The organism is Cellulosimicrobium sp. Marseille-Q8652, assembly GCF_965112045.1.
In genome coordinates this window covers 1,418,332-1,434,458 of record NZ_CBCOPS010000002.1, presented here as the reverse complement: position 1 = coordinate 1,434,458, position 16,127 = coordinate 1,418,332, and the positions used below count along the sequence as shown (strand labels likewise).

The following is a 16,127-nucleotide window of genomic DNA, read 5'->3' as shown; positions in this document are numbered from 1 at the left end:
CGTCGCCGTCGGTGGCGGTGCGTAGGCTCGTGCCCATGCCCACCGCGCCCTCCGCCGACCTCTTCGGCGGCGACCTGTTCGGTGCCGCGACGTCCGGCACCCAGGGGACGCCGCGCCCCGGCCCCGGCGCTCCGCTCGCCGTCCGCATGCGTCCCGCGACCCTCGACGAGGTCGCCGGGCAGTCGCACCTCCTCGTGCCGGGATCGCCGCTGCGTCGGCTCATCGAGGCGGGCGCGCCCGGCGCGTCGCGCGCCGCTCCCGGGTCCGTGATCCTCTGGGGCCCTCCCGGGACCGGCAAGACGACGCTCGCGTACCTCATCGCGACGGCGTCCGGCCGCCGGTTCGTCGAGCTGTCCGCCGTGACCGCCGGCGTCAAGGACGTGCGCGCCGTCGTCGAGGACGCGCGCCGCCGTCTCGCGACCGGGGGCGAGGAGACCGTCCTCTTCATCGACGAGGTGCACCGCTTCTCCAAGTCCCAGCAGGACGCGCTGCTGCCGAGCGTGGAGAACCGCTGGGTCACGCTCGTCGCCGCGACCACGGAGAACCCCAGCTTCTCCGTGAACTCGCCGCTGCTCTCCCGCTCGCTGCTGCTCACGCTCCAGCCCCTCGACGACGCCGACGTGCGGGGGCTGGTGCGGCGCGCCGTCGCGGACGAGCGCGGCCTCGACGGCCTGGTCGAGCTCACGGACGAGGCGGAGGACCACCTCGTCCGCCTCGCCGGCGGCGACGCCCGCAAGGCCCTCACGGTCCTCGAGGCCGCCGCGGGTGCCGCGCTCTCCGACCCGGCGGACGCCGCGACGTCGTCACGTGCCGACGTCGCCACCGTCGACCTCGACGCCGTCGAGCGCGCCGTCGACGTCGCGGCCGTCCGGTACGACCGGGACGGCGACCAGCACTACGACGTGGTGTCGGCGTTCATCAAGTCGATGCGGGGCTCCGACGTCGACGCGTCGCTGCACTACCTCGCCCGCATGATCGCGGCGGGGGAGGACCCGCGCTTCATCGCGCGCCGCATCGTCATCGCGGCCGCCGAGGACGTCGGCCTGGCCGACCCGTCGGCGCTCCAGACCGCCGTCGCCGCCGCGCAGGCCGTGCAGCTCATCGGCATGCCGGAGGGGCGCATCGTCCTCGCCGAGGCCGTCGTGCACCTCGCGACGGCCCCGAAGTCGAACGCGGCGTACCTCGGCATCGACGCCGCGCTGGCGGACGTGCGCGCCGGTCGCGCCGGGTCCGTCCCGCCGCACCTGCGCGACGCGCACTACCCCGGCGCGAAGCAGCTCGGTCACGGCGACGGGTACCGGTACGCGCACGACGCCCCGCACGCCGTCGCCCCGCAGCAGTACCTGCCGGACTCGCTCGACGGCGCGCGCTACTACACGCCGAGCGACCGCGGCTACGAGCGCCAGGTCGCGGAGCGTCTCGCCCGCGTGCGGGAGATCCTCGGCTCGCGGGTGCGGTAGACTGCTCAGGTTGCCTTCCGGCGACCACCTGGGACCTCGGCCCCGACCCGTCCCCTCTCCTCCGGAGAGGCTCGTGGTCCATCGGCTGGTCCCGCACCCGGGTCTCGACGCTCGTCGAGGACGTCGGGTGTGACGTCATCACCCACACGACAGGAATGAGACACCGCTGTGACGTCTGTCAAGCGCTCGCGCCGCCAGGTCCGCCTGAGCCGCGCCCTGGGCATCGCCCTCACCCCGAAGGCCGTCAAGCACTTCGAGAAGCGCCCGTACCCCCCGGGCGAGCACGGCCGTGCGCGCCGCCGCACCGAGTCGGACTACGCGGTCCGTCTGCGCGAGAAGCAGCGTCTGCGCGCGCAGTACATGCTGCGCGAGAAGCAGCTCGCCCGCGCGTACGAGGACGCCCGCAAGGACAAGGGCCTGACCGGTGAAGCGCTCGTCGAGAACCTCGAGACCCGTCTCGACGCGCTCGTCCTGCGTGCCGGCTTCGCCCGCACGATCCTCCAGGCTCGTCAGCACGTGACGCACCGCCACATCCTCGTGGACGGCAAGATCGTGGACCGCCCCTCGTACCGCGTGAAGCCCGGCCAGACCCTCCAGGTCAAGCCGAAGAGCCAGGCGACCACGCCGTTCCAGGTCGCGGCCGCGGGTGCGCACCGCGACGTGCTGCCCGCCGTGCCGGCGTACCTCGACGTCCAGCTCGAGAAGCTCAGCGCGGTCCTCGTGCGCCGCCCGAAGCGTGCCGAGGTCCCCGTGACCTGCGAGGTCCAGCTCGTCGTCGAGTACTACGCTCGCTGAGTCCCGCTCCGGACGCCTCGCTCACCGCTTCGTCGGCGAGCGAGGCGTTCGTGCGTCCGGGTGCACCCGGCCGGAAGGTCGGACCGGCGTCCCCGCCCCGCCGGGCGGCCCCGGCGGCCCGGCAGGGCCGGGGGCGGGTAGTGTTTCGCGGAGCCCGTGCGTACGGGCGTGACCAGCACGTGACCCGCGGGTGACCAGCACCGTCACCCGGCGGGCGCGCACCCCGACCGTGATCAGACGACGTGATCAGGCACAGGAGGAAGAATGTCCCTGGGAGATGTGGCCGGCCTCATCGCGGCGGTCGCTTTCGTGCTGCTCGTGGGTCTGCTCGCGGTGCCCCTGCTCAAGCTCGGCCGGGTCCTCGACGAGGCGCGCGCGAGCATCAAGGAGGTCACGGACCACTCCGTGCCGATCCTCGACGAGGCGGCGACGACCGTGGCCACGACCAACAGCCAGCTCGTCAAGGTCGACACGATCACGACGTCGGCCGCGCAGGTGAGCGAGAACGTGTCCGCCCTCACGGGCCTGTACGCGGCGACGTTCGGTGCCCCGCTCGTCAAGGTCGCGGCGTTCACGTACGGCGTGCGGCAGGCGTTCGCGCGCTCGTTCGGCCGCTCGTCCGCGGGCGACACCTCGTCCGGCACGAAGGGCTCGCGCTGATGCGCCGCGTCTTCTGGGTGGGCGTCGGGGTCGTGATCACCGTCGTCGTGGTGGTGAAGGGCCGCCAGGTCCTCGCGCGCTACGCCCCGGCGTCGCTCGTCGACCAGGCGACCGACCGGGTGAACGGCCTGGGGGAGCGGGCCGTGCACGTCGTCCGCGACTTCCGCACCGAGTTCACGACGGCGCGCGACGCGCGCGAGCGCGAGCTCCTGGCGGCACTCCTCGCCGAGGGCCAGGAGGACCCGGCCGCCGTCCGCGCGCGCCGGGCCGCCACCGGCCGGCACGCGATGCCGGACGCCCGCGCCGACGACGACGAGGACCTCCTCGGCTACTCCTTCTGACGCGACCGCCAGCCCGAACCCTGCGGCCCTGACGGGCCCGACCTCACGACGACCGAAGGACATCATGCGCACCGCCGAGATCCGCAAGCGCTGGCTCGACTACTTCGCCGACCGCGATCACACGGTGGTCCCCTCGGCGTCCCTCGTCTCGCCCGACCCGTCGACCCTCTTCACCATCGCCGGCATGGTGCCGTTCATCCCGTACATGACGGGCGAGCAGACGCCGCCGTGGGACCGCGCGACGAGCGTGCAGAAGTGCGTGCGGACCCTCGACATCGACGAGGTCGGCAAGACGACGCGCCACGGCACGTTCTTCCAGATGAACGGGAACTTCTCCTTCGGGGACTACTTCAAGGAGGGCGCGATCACCTACGCCTGGGACCTCATCACGAGGCCGCAGGCCGAGGGCGGGTACGGGTTCGACCCCGAGACGATCTGGGTGACCGTCTACCACGACGACGACGAGGCGCGGCAGCTGTGGAAGCGCATCGCGGGGCTCCCCGACGAGCGCATCCAGGCGCGCGGCAAGAAGGACAACTACTGGTCCACGGGCCAGCCGGGACCGGCCGGGCCGTGCTCGGAGATCTACGTCGACCGGGGCCCCGCGTACGGCAAGGAGGGCGGGCCCGTCGTCGACGAGGACCGCTACCTCGAGATCTGGAACCTCGTGTTCATGCAGTACGCGATCGACGACGTGCGCTCCAAGGAGGAGTTCCGCATCGTCTCGGAGCTCGCGCGCAAGAACATCGACACGGGCATGGGCCTCGAGCGCGTCGCGTACCTGCTCCAGGGCAAGGACAACCTCTACGAGATCGACGAGGTCTTCCCCGTCATCACGGCCGCGCAGGAGCTGTCCGGTAAGCGGTACGGCGCCGACCGCGACGACGACGTGCGCATGCGCGTCGTCGCCGACCACGTGCGCTCCGCGCTCATGATCATCAGCGACGGCGTGCGTCCCTCGAACGAGGGCCGTGGCTACGTGCTGCGTCGCCTGCTGCGCCGCTCGGTGCGCGCGATGCGCCTGCTGGGCGTCGAGGACCAGGCGCTGCCCGCGCTGTTCCCCGTGAGCCGGGACGCCATGGCCGCCTCCTACCCGGAGGTCGCGACCGACTTCGAGCGCATCTCCTCGATCGCGTACGCCGAGGAGGACGCGTTCCGGCGCACCCTGACCTCCGGGACGACGATCCTCGACACGGCGGTCTCGAGGGCCAAGGCGACGGCCGGCCCGGGCGGGGTGCCCGTGCTCGGCGGCGACCAGGCGTTCGCGCTGCACGACACGTACGGGTTCCCCATCGACCTCACGCTCGAGATGGCGGCCGAGCAGGGCGTCCAGGTCGACGAGAAGGCGTTCCGCTCCCTCATGGCCGAGCAGCGCACGCGTGCCCGCGCGGACGCGCTCGCCAAGCGCTCGGGCGGCGTGGACACCGCGGCCTACGAGTCGCTCGCGTCGGAGCTCGCGGCGCCCGTGGAGTTCCTCGGGTACACGGACTCGACCGCGGCGGTGAGGGTCGCCGGGCTGCTCGTCGACGGCGTGCCCGCTCCCGCGGCGACCGCGCCGGCGGACGTCGAGGTCGTGCTCGACCGCACACCGTTCTACGCCGAGGCCGGCGGCCAGCTCGCCGACCACGGCACGATCGTGCTGGACGGCGGCGCGACCATCGAGGTCGACGACGTGCAGCGCCCGGTCAAGGGCCTGTCCGTGCACCGGGGTCGGCTCGTCGAGGGCACCGCGGCGCTGGGCGACCCGGGCACCGCGACGATCGACACGGCGCGCCGCAAGGCGATCAGCCGCGCCCACTCGGCGACCCACATGATCCACAAGGCGCTGCAGGAGTCGCTCGGCAAGGACGCGACGCAGGCGGGGGCGGAGAACGCGCCGAGCCGCATCCGCTTCGACTTCCGCCGTTCGTCCGCCGTGCCGGGCGGCGCGCTGTCGGAGATCGAGGAGCGGGTCAACACCCAGCTCGCCGAGAACCTCGACGTCACGGACCAGCTCATGCCGATCGCCGAGGCGCGCGCGATGGGCGCCATGGCGCTGTTCGGCGAGAAGTACGGCGACACCGTGCGCGTCGTGTCGATCGGCGGGGACTGGTCGCGCGAGCTGTGCGCGGGCACGCACGTGCAGCGCACGGGCCAGCTCGGCCTCGTCACGCTGCTCGGGGAGTCGTCGATCGGTTCCGGCGTGCGCCGCGTCGACGCGCTCGTGGGCGACGGCGCGTACGGCTTCCAGGCCAAGGAGCACGCGCTCGTCGGACAGCTCACGGGCCTGCTCAACGTGCGCAGCGACGAGCTGCCCGACCGGGTGGGCTCGCTCGTCTCGCGCCTGCGCGACGCGGAGAAGGAGCTCGCCCAGCTGCGTCAGGCGCAGCTGCTCGCGGTCGCCGGCTCGCTCGCGGCCGGCGCGGAGCGCGCGGGCGGCGTGCGCGTCGTCGTGCACGACGCCGGCGAAGTCTCCTCGGCGGACGACCTGCGCGCGCTGGCGCTCGACGTGCGGGGTCGGCTCGGGGAGTCGGAGCCGGGCGTCGTCGCCGTCGGGGGCGTCGCGAAGGGCCGCCCGCAGGTGGTCGTCGTGACGAACGCGTCGGCGCGCGCCGTCGGGCTGCGTGCCGGCTCGCTCGCGAAGGCCGCGGCCCAGACCCTCGGTGGCGGCGGAGGCGGCAAGGACGACATGGCCCAGGGCGGCGGCACCGACGTCTCGGCGCTGCCCGCCGCGCTCCAGGGCGTGCGCGACGGCGTCTCCGCGGCCGCGTGACGGTGCCCGCCGGTCCTGCGCCCGACGCCGGGCGCGCCCTCACTCGGGGGGCGCGCCTGGGCGTCGACGTGGGCAGCGTGCGTGTCGGCCTGGCCGCGAGCGATCCCGACGGCCTCGTCGCGACCCCGGTGGAGACGCTGGCCCGCGACGCCGCCGCAGGTCAGGGCGTCCCGCGGGACGTCGCCCGGGTCGCGCAGGAGGTCGAGGAGCGGGGCGCGGCCGTCGTGTACGTCGGCCTGCCGCGACACCTCTCCGGCGCCGAGGGCAGCGCCGCGCAGGACGCCCGGGCGTACGCTGAGTCGGTGGCTCGTGCCGTCGCACCCGTCCCGGTCCACCTCGTCGACGAGCGGATGACGACGGTCAGCGCCCACCAGGCGCTGCACGCCGCCGGGCGCTCGGGCCGCAAGCACCGCGCGGTCGTCGACCAGGCGGCGGCCGTTATCATCCTGCAGACCGCTCTCGACGCCGAGCGGGGCGCGGGGGCGCGCGCCGGAGAGCCTGTAGACCCGACAGGAGACCACCGACAGTGACCGACCTGTTCGAACGTCCCGCCGTCCAGGGGGACCAGCAGCCGTCGCGCTCGTCGCGCTCGGCGGAGCGCGCGCGCCGCGCGGCGAAGAAGCGCAAGGCGCGCCGTCGTCGTCGCGCCGCGATCGTGGTGCTCGTCTCGCTGCTCGTCGTGGGCGGGGCCGGGTACGTCATCTCGCAGAACGTCACGAGCCTGTTCGGGTTCGACAACCCGCTCGAGGCGAAGGACTTCGAGGGTCCGGGGACCGAGCCCGTGGACGTCACCATCGAGCCCGGCTCGACGGGACGCGACATGGGGGCGGCGCTCGTGGACGCGGGCGTGGTCGCGAGCACCGCGGCCTTCGTCGACGCGTTCGAGGCGAACGGGAGCGCGGGGACGATCCAGCCCGGGACGCACACGCTGCTCGAGGGCATGTCGGCCAGGGACGCCGTCGCACGTCTCGTGGCGAACGACAGCCGGGTCGAGACCAAGATCACCATCCCGGAGGGGTGGACGGTCGACCAGGTGCTCGAGCGCTCGTCGTCCGTGACGGGCGTCCCCGTCGAGGAGCTCGAGGCCGCGATGGCGGACACCGCGGCGACCGGGCTGCCCGCCGAGGCGAACGGCAACTACGAGGGTTGGCTGTACCCCACGACCTACGTGCTCGAACCGGACGAGGTCTCGGCGACCGGCATCATCCAGCGCATGGTGAGCCAGACGGTGGCCGAGCTCGACGCGTTCGGTGTGGCGCCGGAGGACCGGCAGAGAGTCCTCACCATCGCCTCGATCGTCGAGCGCGAGGGGCAGAGTCCGGAGCAGTTCGGGCAGGTCGCGCGTGTGGTGTACAACCGCCTGGACGACGGCATGCCGCTCGGGATGGACGCCATCGACTCCTACGGCCTCGACAAGCCCGCCTCGGAGATCACGCGTGACGAGTTCCGCGACCCGAACCTGCCCTACGCGTCCCGGGTTCACAAGGGCCTGCCCCCGACGCCCATCGGCAACCCCGGTCGGGCGACGGTCGAGGCCGTGCTCAACGCGCCCGAAGGTCCGTGGCTCTGGTACGTCACCGTCAACCTGGACACCGGCGAGACGAAGTTCACGGACAACTACGCCGAGTTCGAGCAGTTCAAGCAGGAGTACAAGCAGTGGGAAGCGGCGAACGCCGGGTGAGCACGTCGTCCGCGCCACGGCGGGCGGCCGTCCTCGGTCACCCGGTCGCGCACTCGCTCTCGCCCGTCCTGCACCGCGCCGCGTACGACGCGCTCGGCCTCGACGGCTGGCGCTACGAGGCGATCGACACGACCGAGGAGCAGCTTCCTGCGCTCGTCGCGTCGCTCGACGCGTCGTGGGCCGGGCTCAGCCTGACGATGCCGCTCAAGCACGCCGTGATCCCGCTGCTCGACCACGTCGACCCGCTGGCGAACGTGGTCGGTGCGGTGAACACGCTCGTGGTGCAGCCGACAGGTGGCCGGCGTCCGACGTTCGTCGGGACGAACACCGACGTGCACGGCCTCGTCGCGGCGCTCCGCGAGGGGCTCGGAGAGCGCTCTGTGACCTCTGCCGTCGTGCTCGGCGCGGGTGCGACGGCCGCGTCCACCCTCGCGGCCCTCGCCGAGCTGGGCTGCATCTCACCGACCGTGCTCGTCCGCTCGCTCGGCCGCACCGGCGGTCTTCAGCGTGCCGCGCACCGCATGGGGGTCGAGCCTCGCTTCGAGGTCCTCGACCCGTCGGGCGCGTCGGTGCTCGGTCGCTTCGCCGCTGCCGACGTCGTCGTCGCGACGTTGCCCGCCCGCGCCGCGGACCCGGTCGCGGACGCGCTCGCGACGTCCGGGACCACGCCCGGCGGGGTCCTCCTCGACGTGGTCTACGACCCCCGGCCGACGGCGCTCTCCGCAGCCTGGTCCGCGGCGGGCGGGACCGTCGTGGGGGGCGAGCGCATGCTCCTGCACCAGGCCGCCGAGCAGGTGCGCCTCATGACGGGGCGCGTAGCGCCGATCGCGGCGATGGACGCGGCCCTCGAGTCGGCCCTCGTCGGGGCCTGACCGACCGCTCCCGACCCGCCCGGGCGACGGTACCGGCCACGGAGCTCAGCCCAGGCCGTACGCCCGGACGACGCCGTCGCCGAGAACGGCGGCCAGGGCGGCGCCGAGCACCATGAAGGGTCCGAACGGCACGGCGGTCGACCGCGTCGCGCGGTGCAGCACGACCAGCGCCACCGCCCAGACGCCCCCGAGGACGAAGGGCGCGACGAGGCCGACGACGACCTCGGGCCAGCCGAGCCCGGCGAGCGCGGTCCCGAGCAGTCCGGCGAGCTTGACGTCGCCGAACCCGAGCCCGGGCGGGTGCGCGAGCCGCAGCGCGGCGTAGGTGGCGAAGCCGAGCAGGCCACCGCACAGCGCGCGCACGAGCGCCGGGCCGTCGCCCGTCAGGAGCGCCGCCACGCCGAGGAGGAGCGCGCCCACGGCCCACGCCGGCAGCAGGATGGCGTCGGGCAGGCGGTGTGTCCGCGCGTCGACGACGGCCAGCAGCGTGCCCGCCGCGGCCACGAGGGCGAGGGCGGGAGTCTGCCCGGCGAGGCCCGACCACCACGTCGTGAGCGCCGCGGCGCCCAGCGCCGCGAGACGCGCGCCACGGCCCGCGAGGGCGAGCTCCGTGCGGGCGCGCCGGGACCAGGGCGTCCCCGCCGCGGGTGTCGTCCCCGCTCCGGTGCCGTCTGCGGGCGCCTCGTGCCGCCCTGGTTCACGGCCACGGCCCCGCGGGGCCGGGACCGGCGCTGCCCCCTGCTGCGTCATGCGCGGCACCGTAGCGCCTGCGCGGGGCCGTTCGGGCCCGTCGTCCACAGGTCCGTCCGGCGCGGTCGGTCCGCACTGCGGGCGCCCGCCGGACCCCCCAGGCGCGCGTGGGAGGATGGCGATCATGCTGCGTTGGTTGACATCGGGTGAGTCGCACGGTCAGGCGCTGGTCGGGATCCTGGACGGGCTCCCCGCGGGCGTCGAGCTCACGACGGCTGACGTGCAGGCCGCGCTCGCGCGCCGCCGCCTCGGCTACGGGCGCGGGTCGCGCCAGAAGTTCGAGCAGGACGAGCTGCGGATCCTCGGCGGGCTGAGGCACGGCAGGACGCAGGGCGGGCCGCTCGCGCTGGAGATCGCCAACTCGGAGTGGCCGAAGTGGGTGGACGTCATGTCGTCCGACCCGGTGCCGCCGGAGGCCCTGCTCGTCGACGCCGGCACGGGCGACGTGCGCGAGATCGCGCGCAACCGCCCGCTCACGCGGCCCCGCCCGGGGCACGCCGACCTCGTCGGCATGCGCAAGTACGGGTTCGAGGACGCGCGCCCCGTGCTGGAGCGCGCGTCGGCGCGGGAGACCGCGACGCGGGTGGCGCTCGGGGCCGCGGCCGCGAGGTTCCTCGAGCAGGCGCTCGGCGTCCGCCTCGTGTCGCACGTCGTGGCCATCGGTCCGGTCGAGGTCCCCGACGACGCGCCGGTCCCCGGCCCGGACGACGTCGCCGCGCTCGACGCCGACCCGGTGCGCTGCTTCGACGCGGCGACGTCCGCCGCGATGGTCGCGGAGATCGACGACTGCCAGAAGGCCGGGGACACGCTCGGGGGCGTCGTCGAGGTGCTCGCCTACGGGGTCCCGTCCGGGATCGGGACGTACGCGCAGAGCGACCGCCGGCTCGACGCGCGTCTCGCCGCGGCGCTCATGGGCATCCAGGCCATCAAGGGCGTCGAGGTGGGCGACGGGTTCCGCACCGCGCGCCGCCGCGGCTCGGCCGCGCACGACGAGATCGAGCGCGGCGACGACGGGCGCATCCGGCGTCTGAGCAACCGCGCCGGCGGCGTCGAGGGCGGCATGAGCAACGGCGAGGTGGTGCGCGTGCGCGCCGCGATGAAGCCGATCTCGACGGTGCCGCGCGCGCTCGCGACCGTCGACGTGGCCACGGGGGAGACCGCGACCGCGCAGCACCAGCGCTCCGACGTGTGCGCCGTCCCGCCCGCGGCCGTCGTCGCCGAGGCCATGGTCGCGCTCGTGCTCGCCGAGCAGGCGCTCGAGAAGTTCGGCGGCGACTCGGTCGCCGAGGTCCGGCGCAACGCCGGGTCCTACCTCGCCGCGATCCCGGAGCTCCAGCGCTGATGACCCCCGTCGCCCCCGGGACCCGCCCGGTCGTCGTCCTCCTCGGACCGCCCGGCAGCGGCAAGTCCACCGTCGCACGTCATCTCGCGGACCAGCTGGGTCTCGCACAGCGCGACACCGACACGGACGTCGAGGCGGTCGCCGGCATGTCCGTGGCCGACATCTTCGTCGAGCACGGCGAGCCGCGGTTCCGCGAGCTCGAGCGCGAGGCCGTCACGACCGCACTCGCGACCCACGACGGCGTGCTCGCCCTGGGTGGCGGCGCCGTCCTCGACGAGCACGCCCAGGCCGCGCTCGAGGCCTATGCCGCCGGTGGCGGCGTCGTGGTGTTCCTCGACGTGAGCCTCGCGCACGCCGCCCCGCGCGTCGGCTTCAACCAGGCCCGGCCCCTGCTCCTCGGAAACCCGCGGGCCCGCTGGGCCGCTCTCATGGAGGCCCGCCGCCCCGTCTACGAGCGCCTGGCCACCGTGCGCGTCCTCACCGACGCGCGCACGCCCGCCCAGGTCGCCGACGAGGTCCGGGCGCACCTCGGGGAGCACCCGACCGGCCCCGACCACCTCGCGCCCGCCGCAGGACGCACGACCACGGAGGACCCCGCGTGACCGACAGCACCCCGGCCGGCACCCCCGCACCGGCCCCCGCCCGGGTGCGCGTGCCCGGCGACCAGCCCTACGACGTCGTCATCGGGCACCACCTGCTCGGCGAGCTCCCCGCGCTGCTCGGCGACGGCGTGCGCCGCGTCCTCGTCGTGCACCCCGCGGCCCTCGCGGCGACCGCGGAGGTCGTCCACGAGGACCTCAGGGCGTCGGGCTACGAGGCGTTCGTCGCCGAGGTGCCGGACGCCGAGGAGGCGAAGACCGCCCAGGTGGCGGCGTTCCTGTGGGGCGTGCTGGGCCAGGCCGACTTCACGCGCTCCGACGCGATCGTCACGGTCGGCGGCGGCGCGACCACGGACCTCGGCGGCTTCGTCGCCGCGACGTGGCTGCGCGGCATCCGCGTGGTGCACGTCCCCACCACGCTCCTCGCGATGGTCGACGCGGCGGTGGGCGGCAAGACGGGCATCAACACGGCCGAGGGCAAGAACCTCGTCGGGTCCTTCCACCCGCCGGCGGGCGTGCTGTGCGACCTCGCGTCTCTCGAGTCGCTCGGCCGCTGGGACTTCGTCGCGGGCCTCGCCGAGGTCGTCAAGACGGGCTTCATCGCCGACGAGCGCATCCTCGAGCTCGTCGAGGAGCACGCCGAGGCGCTGCGCGAGTGGGGCGTGCGGGAGACGACGCCCGAGACGTGGGCGGTCGTCGCCGAGCTCGTCGAGCGGTCCGTCGCGGTCAAGGCGAGGGTCGTGGGGGAGGACCTCAAGGAGTCGGGCCTGCGCGAGATCCTCAACTACGGGCACACGCTGGGCCACGCGGTCGAGCTCACCGAGCGGTACCAGTGGCGCCACGGTGCGGCGGTGTCCGTCGGGATGGTGTTCGCCGCCGAGCTGGCACGCCTCGCGGGCAAGCTGGACGACGACGTCGTCGAGCGTCACCGGACGATCCTCGGCACGCTCGGCCTACCCCTCACGTACCGCGGCGACCGGTGGGAGCAGCTGCTCTCGGCGATGCGCCGCGACAAGAAGTCGCGGGGCGACCTCCTGCGGTTCGTCGTGCTCGACGACGTCGCACGCCCCACGCGGCTCGAGGGCCCCGACCCGACGCTGCTCGCCGCGGCGTACGCCGAGATCAGCGCCGACGCGCCCGTCGGTCGCGGTCCCGTCGCTCTCTGACGGGGCTCACGCCGCGGGCGACGGACGCCACCGCCCGCGGCGCGCGAGGACGTCGCGGAGCAGGTCGGCGCGGTCGGTGACGATCCCGTCCACGCCGAGGTCGATCAGGCGCTCCATGTCCGCGACCGCGTTGACCGTCCACACGTGCACCGCGAGGCCCGCGGCGTGGGCGGTGCGCACGAACCGGCGGTCGACCACCCGCACGCGGCCCACGCGCTCGGGCACCTGCAGGCAGTCCACCCCGACGCGGCGACGCCGCAGCGGCGCCCCGGTCCGGGCGGCGAGCACCACCGAGGCGACCTCGGGCTGCGCGGCGGACGTGGCGACGGGCCGGGACAGGCGTGCGACCGTGGCGCGGCGCCGTGCCGCGGAGAACGACGCCACGCAGACCCGGTCGTGCGCGCGCGTGCGCTCGATGACCTCGGCGACGGGCGCGACGGCGGCCGACGACTTGACGTCCACGTTGACGCGCAGGTCCGGCCACGCGCCGAGCAGGTCCTCCAGGGCCGGGACCGGCTCGCGCCCGCCGATGCGCGCACGTCGCACACGGTGCGCCACGGCTGGCGGGCGACGAGGCCGTGCCCGTCCGTCGTCCGGTCGAGGGACGCGTCGTGCAACGCCACCGCCACACCGTCGCTCGTCGCGTGCGCGTCCGTCTCGACGTAGCGGTAGCCGAGGTCGCGGGCTGCCTCGAACGCGGCGAGCGAGTTCTCCAGACCGGTCGGCGCGAAGCCCCGGTGCGCGAGCGCGACGAAGCCTGCGTGCAGGTACGGGGTGCTCCGGAGGGCGTCGGTCGTCACCGTGCCAGCGTGCCCGACGGCGCGTCCCCCGCCCGTCGGGCCGGTGGACGGCGCGACGACCCGGGCGCGCCCGGCGCTAGGGTCGGGGCATGGATCGCGTGCTCGTCCTCAACGGACCCAACCTCGGCCGGCTCGGTGTGCGGGAGCCCGAGATCTACGGGTCGGCGACGCTCGCCGACCTGCGCGAGGCCGCGGTGCGCTGGGGCGCGGCGCTGGGTCTCGACGTCGAGGTGCGCCAGAACGACGAGGCGCAGATGCTCGCCTGGCTCCACGAGGCCGTCGACGCCCGCGCGCACGTGGTGCTCAACCCCGCCGCGTTCACGCACTACTCCTACGCGGTGCGCGACGCCGCGGCGCAGGTCACCACCTCGGGCCTGCTCCTCGTGGAGGTCCACCTCAGCAACCCCGCCGCGCGCGAGGCGTTCCGCAGCCACTCGGTCGTCGGGGCGGTCGCGACGGGGACCGTGGCGGGCTTCGGGTTCGACTCGTACCGGCTCGCCCTCGAGGCCCTGGGTGCGCGCCTCAGGAACGACGACGCGCAGGCTTGATGGGCCTCGATCAAGCCTGCAATATTGATCCCTCAGGATCAAGGGCGTAGCCTGGAGAGCATGTTCGTCCTCACGGTGGACCAGCGGGGGAGCACCGGGCACGCCGACCGCGTGCCGGGGCTCCTGCGCCACCTGCGCGAGGCTCCTCGACGGCCGCCCCGGCGTCGTGCTGGGATTCGAGCGCACCGTCGGCGACGAGGTGCAGGGCGTGCTCGACGACCCCGAGACCGTCCTCGACGTCGTCCTCGACCTCCTGCGCGACGGGGGCTGGAGCGTCGGCCTGGGCGTCGGGCCCGTCGACGAGCCGCTCCCGGCCGTGTCGCGCGAGGCGTCGGGCGAGGCGTTCGTCCGGGCGCGCGAGGCCGTCGACCAGGCGAAGTCCCGCACGGCCACGGCGCCCGTGGCCGTGCGCGGTGGTCGGCCCGGTCGGGCCGAGGAGGTCGAGGCGCTCGTCCGGCTCCTCGCGGCCGTCGCCGCACGACGGACCTCGCACGGGTGGGAGGCCGTCGACACGCTCGCGGATGTCGGTGGCACCCAGAAGGATGTGGCCCGCCGGCTCGCGATCAGCGAGCAGGCGGTGAGCCAGAGGCTGCGCTCCGCGCTCTGGCCCGAGGAGGCGGCGGCCCGGCCCGTCGTCGTGAGACTGCTGGGGGAGACCGACGCATGACGGATCCGGTGACGATCGTGTGGACCGTCGTGGTGTGGCTGGTGGCGCTCGCGGCGAGCGTGCTCGGCGGCGCGCCCGTGACGCAGGGCGTCCTGCGGGCGGCGGCGCGCCCGGGCCGGTCCGGGCGGCTCGCTCGCCGGCGCGGGGTCGATCCCGCGTCGGTGCCCGTCCCGCCGCCGCCGACCACGGGGACGATCGGGACGGAAGCCGTCAAGGCGCTGCGGGGCGGCACGTGGATCGGCTTCCTGGAGCGCTTCGCGATCACGGGCTGCCTCCTCGCGGGGTATCCCTCGGGCATCGCGTTCGTCGTCGCGATCAAGGGCCTCGGGCGGTACCCCGAGCTGCGCGAGCACCCCGTGGCGTCCGAGCGCTTCGTCGTCGGCACGCTGGCCTCGATGTCGTGGGCGGCCGTCGTCGGCGTCGTCGCCGACGCCGTGCTCGGCGCGCTCCGGTAGAATCGACGAGGCCCATCTGCCGCTCCGCCCTCGTCCGGACCTGACCGTCCGCACGAGCCGCGCGATCATCGCGCGCCCTGCGCCTCGTGCCGGGCCCGGTGGGACGGCCACGTGCAGCCCTCAGAAGACCCTGCGACAGGAAGACGAACGTGGCGACGACCAACGACATCAAGAACGGCACCGTGCTCCGGATCGACGGCCAGCTGTGGAGCGTCATCGAGTTCCAGCACGTCAAGCCCGGCAAGGGTGGCGCGTTCGTCCGGACGAAGATCAAGAACGTCCTCACGGGCAAGACGGTCGACAAGACCTTCAACGCCGGCCTGAAGATCGAGACGGCCAACGTGGACCGCCGCGACTTCCAGTACCTGTACATGGACGGCGAGGACTACGTGTTCATGGACACCTCGACGTACGACCAGATCACCGTCTCCGCGGCGACCGTGGGCGACGCCAAGGACTACCTCCTCGAGAGCCAGAACGTGCTCATCGCGTCGAACGACGGGCAGCCGCTGTACGTCGAGCTCCCGGCGTCCGTCGTGCTCGAGATCACCTACACCGAGCCGGGCCTGCAGGGCGACCGCTCGACCGGTGGCACCAAGCCGGCGACGCTCGAGACGGGCGCGCAGATCCAGGTCCCGCTGTTCCTCGAGCAGGGCACGAAGGTCAAGGTCGACACGCGCGACGGGTCGTACCTCGGCCGCGTGAACGACTGACGGGCCGGCGCACGCACATGGCCGCACGCACCAAGGCGCGCAAGCGCGCGCTCGACGTCCTCTTCGAGGCGGAGCAGCGCGCGGTCGACCCCGCGACGCTGCTCGCGGACCGCATCGTCGACCCGGGCGCGGCGCAGTCCGCCGTGCCGCAGTACACGGTGGACATCGTCGAGGGCGTCCTCGCGCACCGCGACCGCATCGACGAGCTGCTCGAGACGTACTCCCACGGGTGGACCCTGGAGCGCATGCCCGCGGTCGACCGTGCGCTGCTGCGCATCGGCGGGTGGGAGATCCTCTTCAACGACGACGTCCCCGACGTCGTCGCGATCGACGAGGCCGTCGACCTCGCGCGCTCGCTCTCCACGGACGACTCGCCGTCGTTCGTCAACGGGCTCCTCGCCCGCATCGTCGAGATGAAGCCGACGATCACGGCCTGAGCCGCACCGCGTCCCACCCGGCGGACGCGCCCCGGGTCCGCCCCCTGCCGGCCGGTAGGGTGGGGACCGTCAGACATCCTTTAAGGCCC

The 16,127-nt window shown here is 74.3% G+C and carries 17 protein-coding genes and 1 pseudogene; 16 read left to right on the top strand and 2 right to left on the bottom strand.

From position 1 onward, the window contains the following. The first annotated feature begins 35 nt into the window (after positions 1–35). The 8 genes from ACWPWV_RS16365 (at position 36) to ACWPWV_RS16330 (ending at position 8,561) form a co-directional block, all read left to right on the top strand. Entirely contained in the window at positions 36–1,460 is a 1,425-nt protein-coding gene (locus ACWPWV_RS16365) for a replication-associated recombination protein A (protein ID WP_454043985.1), read from the top strand. A gap of 168 nt (positions 1,461–1,628) precedes the next feature. Further along, the gene (gene rpsD, locus ACWPWV_RS16360) at positions 1,629–2,255 is read left to right on the top strand and encodes a 30S ribosomal protein S4 (protein ID WP_454043984.1); all 627 of its coding nucleotides are present in this window, start codon (positions 1,629–1,631) and stop codon (positions 2,253–2,255) included. Between the two features lie 264 nt (positions 2,256–2,519). Then, on the top strand, positions 2,520–2,915 hold the full coding sequence (locus ACWPWV_RS16355; RefSeq protein ID WP_454043983.1) for a DUF948 domain-containing protein: 396 nt from the start codon (positions 2,520–2,522) through the stop codon (positions 2,913–2,915). After that, the gene (locus tag ACWPWV_RS16350) at positions 2,915–3,256 is read left to right on the top strand and encodes a hypothetical protein (RefSeq protein WP_454043982.1); all 342 of its coding nucleotides are present in this window, start codon (positions 2,915–2,917) and stop codon (positions 3,254–3,256) included. The genes ACWPWV_RS16355 and ACWPWV_RS16350 overlap by 1 nt, the downstream gene beginning before the upstream one ends. A gap of 64 nt (positions 3,257–3,320) precedes the next feature. Then, complete coding sequence (alaS, locus tag ACWPWV_RS16345) at positions 3,321–6,008, top strand: alanine--tRNA ligase (RefSeq protein ID WP_454043981.1); 2,688 nt, start codon at positions 3,321–3,323, stop codon at positions 6,006–6,008. 2 nt (positions 6,009–6,010) lie between these two features. Further along, a complete protein-coding gene (ruvX, locus tag ACWPWV_RS16340; protein WP_454044568.1) occupies positions 6,011–6,538 on the top strand; it encodes a Holliday junction resolvase RuvX in 528 nt (175 codons plus the stop codon). Beyond that, positions 6,535–7,689 carry an endolytic transglycosylase MltG gene (gene mltG, locus ACWPWV_RS16335; RefSeq protein WP_454043980.1) on the top strand — a complete coding sequence of 385 codons (1,155 nt, stop codon included), beginning with the start codon at positions 6,535–6,537 and terminating at the stop codon, positions 7,687–7,689. Before ruvX ends, mltG begins: the two co-directional genes overlap by 4 nt. Further along, entirely contained in the window at positions 7,686–8,561 is an 876-nt protein-coding gene (locus ACWPWV_RS16330) for a shikimate dehydrogenase (protein WP_454043979.1), read from the top strand. Before mltG ends, ACWPWV_RS16330 begins: the two co-directional genes overlap by 4 nt. 45 nt (positions 8,562–8,606) lie before the next feature. Here ACWPWV_RS16330 and ACWPWV_RS16325 read toward each other — a convergent pair whose 3' ends face one another. Continuing rightward, the gene (locus ACWPWV_RS16325) at positions 8,607–9,311 is read right to left on the bottom strand and encodes a prepilin peptidase (RefSeq protein WP_454043978.1); all 705 of its coding nucleotides are present in this window, start codon (positions 9,309–9,311) and stop codon (positions 8,607–8,609) included. 124 nt (positions 9,312–9,435) lie between these two features. Here ACWPWV_RS16325 and aroC point away from each other — a divergent pair, with 124 nt between their 5' ends. From aroC to aroB, 3 genes are read left to right on the top strand one after another with little or no spacing between them, the layout of a single operon-like run. Continuing rightward, entirely contained in the window at positions 9,436–10,653 is a 1,218-nt protein-coding gene (gene aroC, locus ACWPWV_RS16320) for a chorismate synthase (protein WP_454043977.1), read from the top strand. Beyond that, entirely contained in the window at positions 10,653–11,255 is a 603-nt protein-coding gene (locus tag ACWPWV_RS16315; RefSeq protein WP_454043976.1) for a shikimate kinase, read from the top strand. Before aroC ends, ACWPWV_RS16315 begins: the two co-directional genes overlap by 1 nt. Further along, on the top strand, positions 11,252–12,418 hold the full coding sequence (gene aroB / locus ACWPWV_RS16310; RefSeq protein ID WP_454043975.1) for a 3-dehydroquinate synthase: 1,167 nt from the start codon (positions 11,252–11,254) through the stop codon (positions 12,416–12,418). The genes ACWPWV_RS16315 and aroB overlap by 4 nt, the downstream gene beginning before the upstream one ends. A 6-nt stretch (positions 12,419–12,424) precedes the next feature. Here aroB and ACWPWV_RS16305 read toward each other — a convergent pair. Beyond that, positions 12,425–13,218, bottom strand: a pseudogene (locus tag ACWPWV_RS16305) (glycerophosphodiester phosphodiesterase family protein). 89 nt (positions 13,219–13,307) lie between these two features. On the opposite strand from ACWPWV_RS16305, the gene ACWPWV_RS16300 reads away from it, so the two are divergent. The 5 genes from ACWPWV_RS16300 (at position 13,308) to nusB (ending at position 16,038) form a co-directional block, all read left to right on the top strand. Continuing rightward, positions 13,308–13,766 carry a type II 3-dehydroquinate dehydratase gene (locus ACWPWV_RS16300; RefSeq protein ID WP_454043974.1) on the top strand — a complete coding sequence of 153 codons (459 nt, stop codon included), beginning with the start codon at positions 13,308–13,310 and terminating at the stop codon, positions 13,764–13,766. A gap of 166 nt (positions 13,767–13,932) precedes the next feature. Then, entirely contained in the window at positions 13,933–14,433 is a 501-nt protein-coding gene (locus ACWPWV_RS16295; RefSeq protein ID WP_454043973.1) for a hypothetical protein, read from the top strand. Continuing rightward, positions 14,430–14,888 carry a hypothetical protein gene (locus tag ACWPWV_RS16290; protein WP_454043972.1) on the top strand — a complete coding sequence of 153 codons (459 nt, stop codon included), beginning with the start codon at positions 14,430–14,432 and terminating at the stop codon, positions 14,886–14,888. Before ACWPWV_RS16295 ends, ACWPWV_RS16290 begins: the two co-directional genes overlap by 4 nt. A gap of 149 nt (positions 14,889–15,037) precedes the next feature. Next, positions 15,038–15,601: an elongation factor P gene (gene efp / locus ACWPWV_RS16285; RefSeq protein ID WP_454043971.1), complete on the top strand. Its 564-nt coding sequence runs from the start codon at positions 15,038–15,040 to the stop codon at positions 15,599–15,601. A gap of 17 nt (positions 15,602–15,618) precedes the next feature. After that, positions 15,619–16,038, top strand: a complete 420-nt coding sequence (nusB, locus tag ACWPWV_RS16280; RefSeq protein WP_454043970.1) for a transcription antitermination factor NusB — start codon at positions 15,619–15,621, stop codon at positions 16,036–16,038. Positions 16,039–16,127 lie beyond the last annotated feature (89 nt).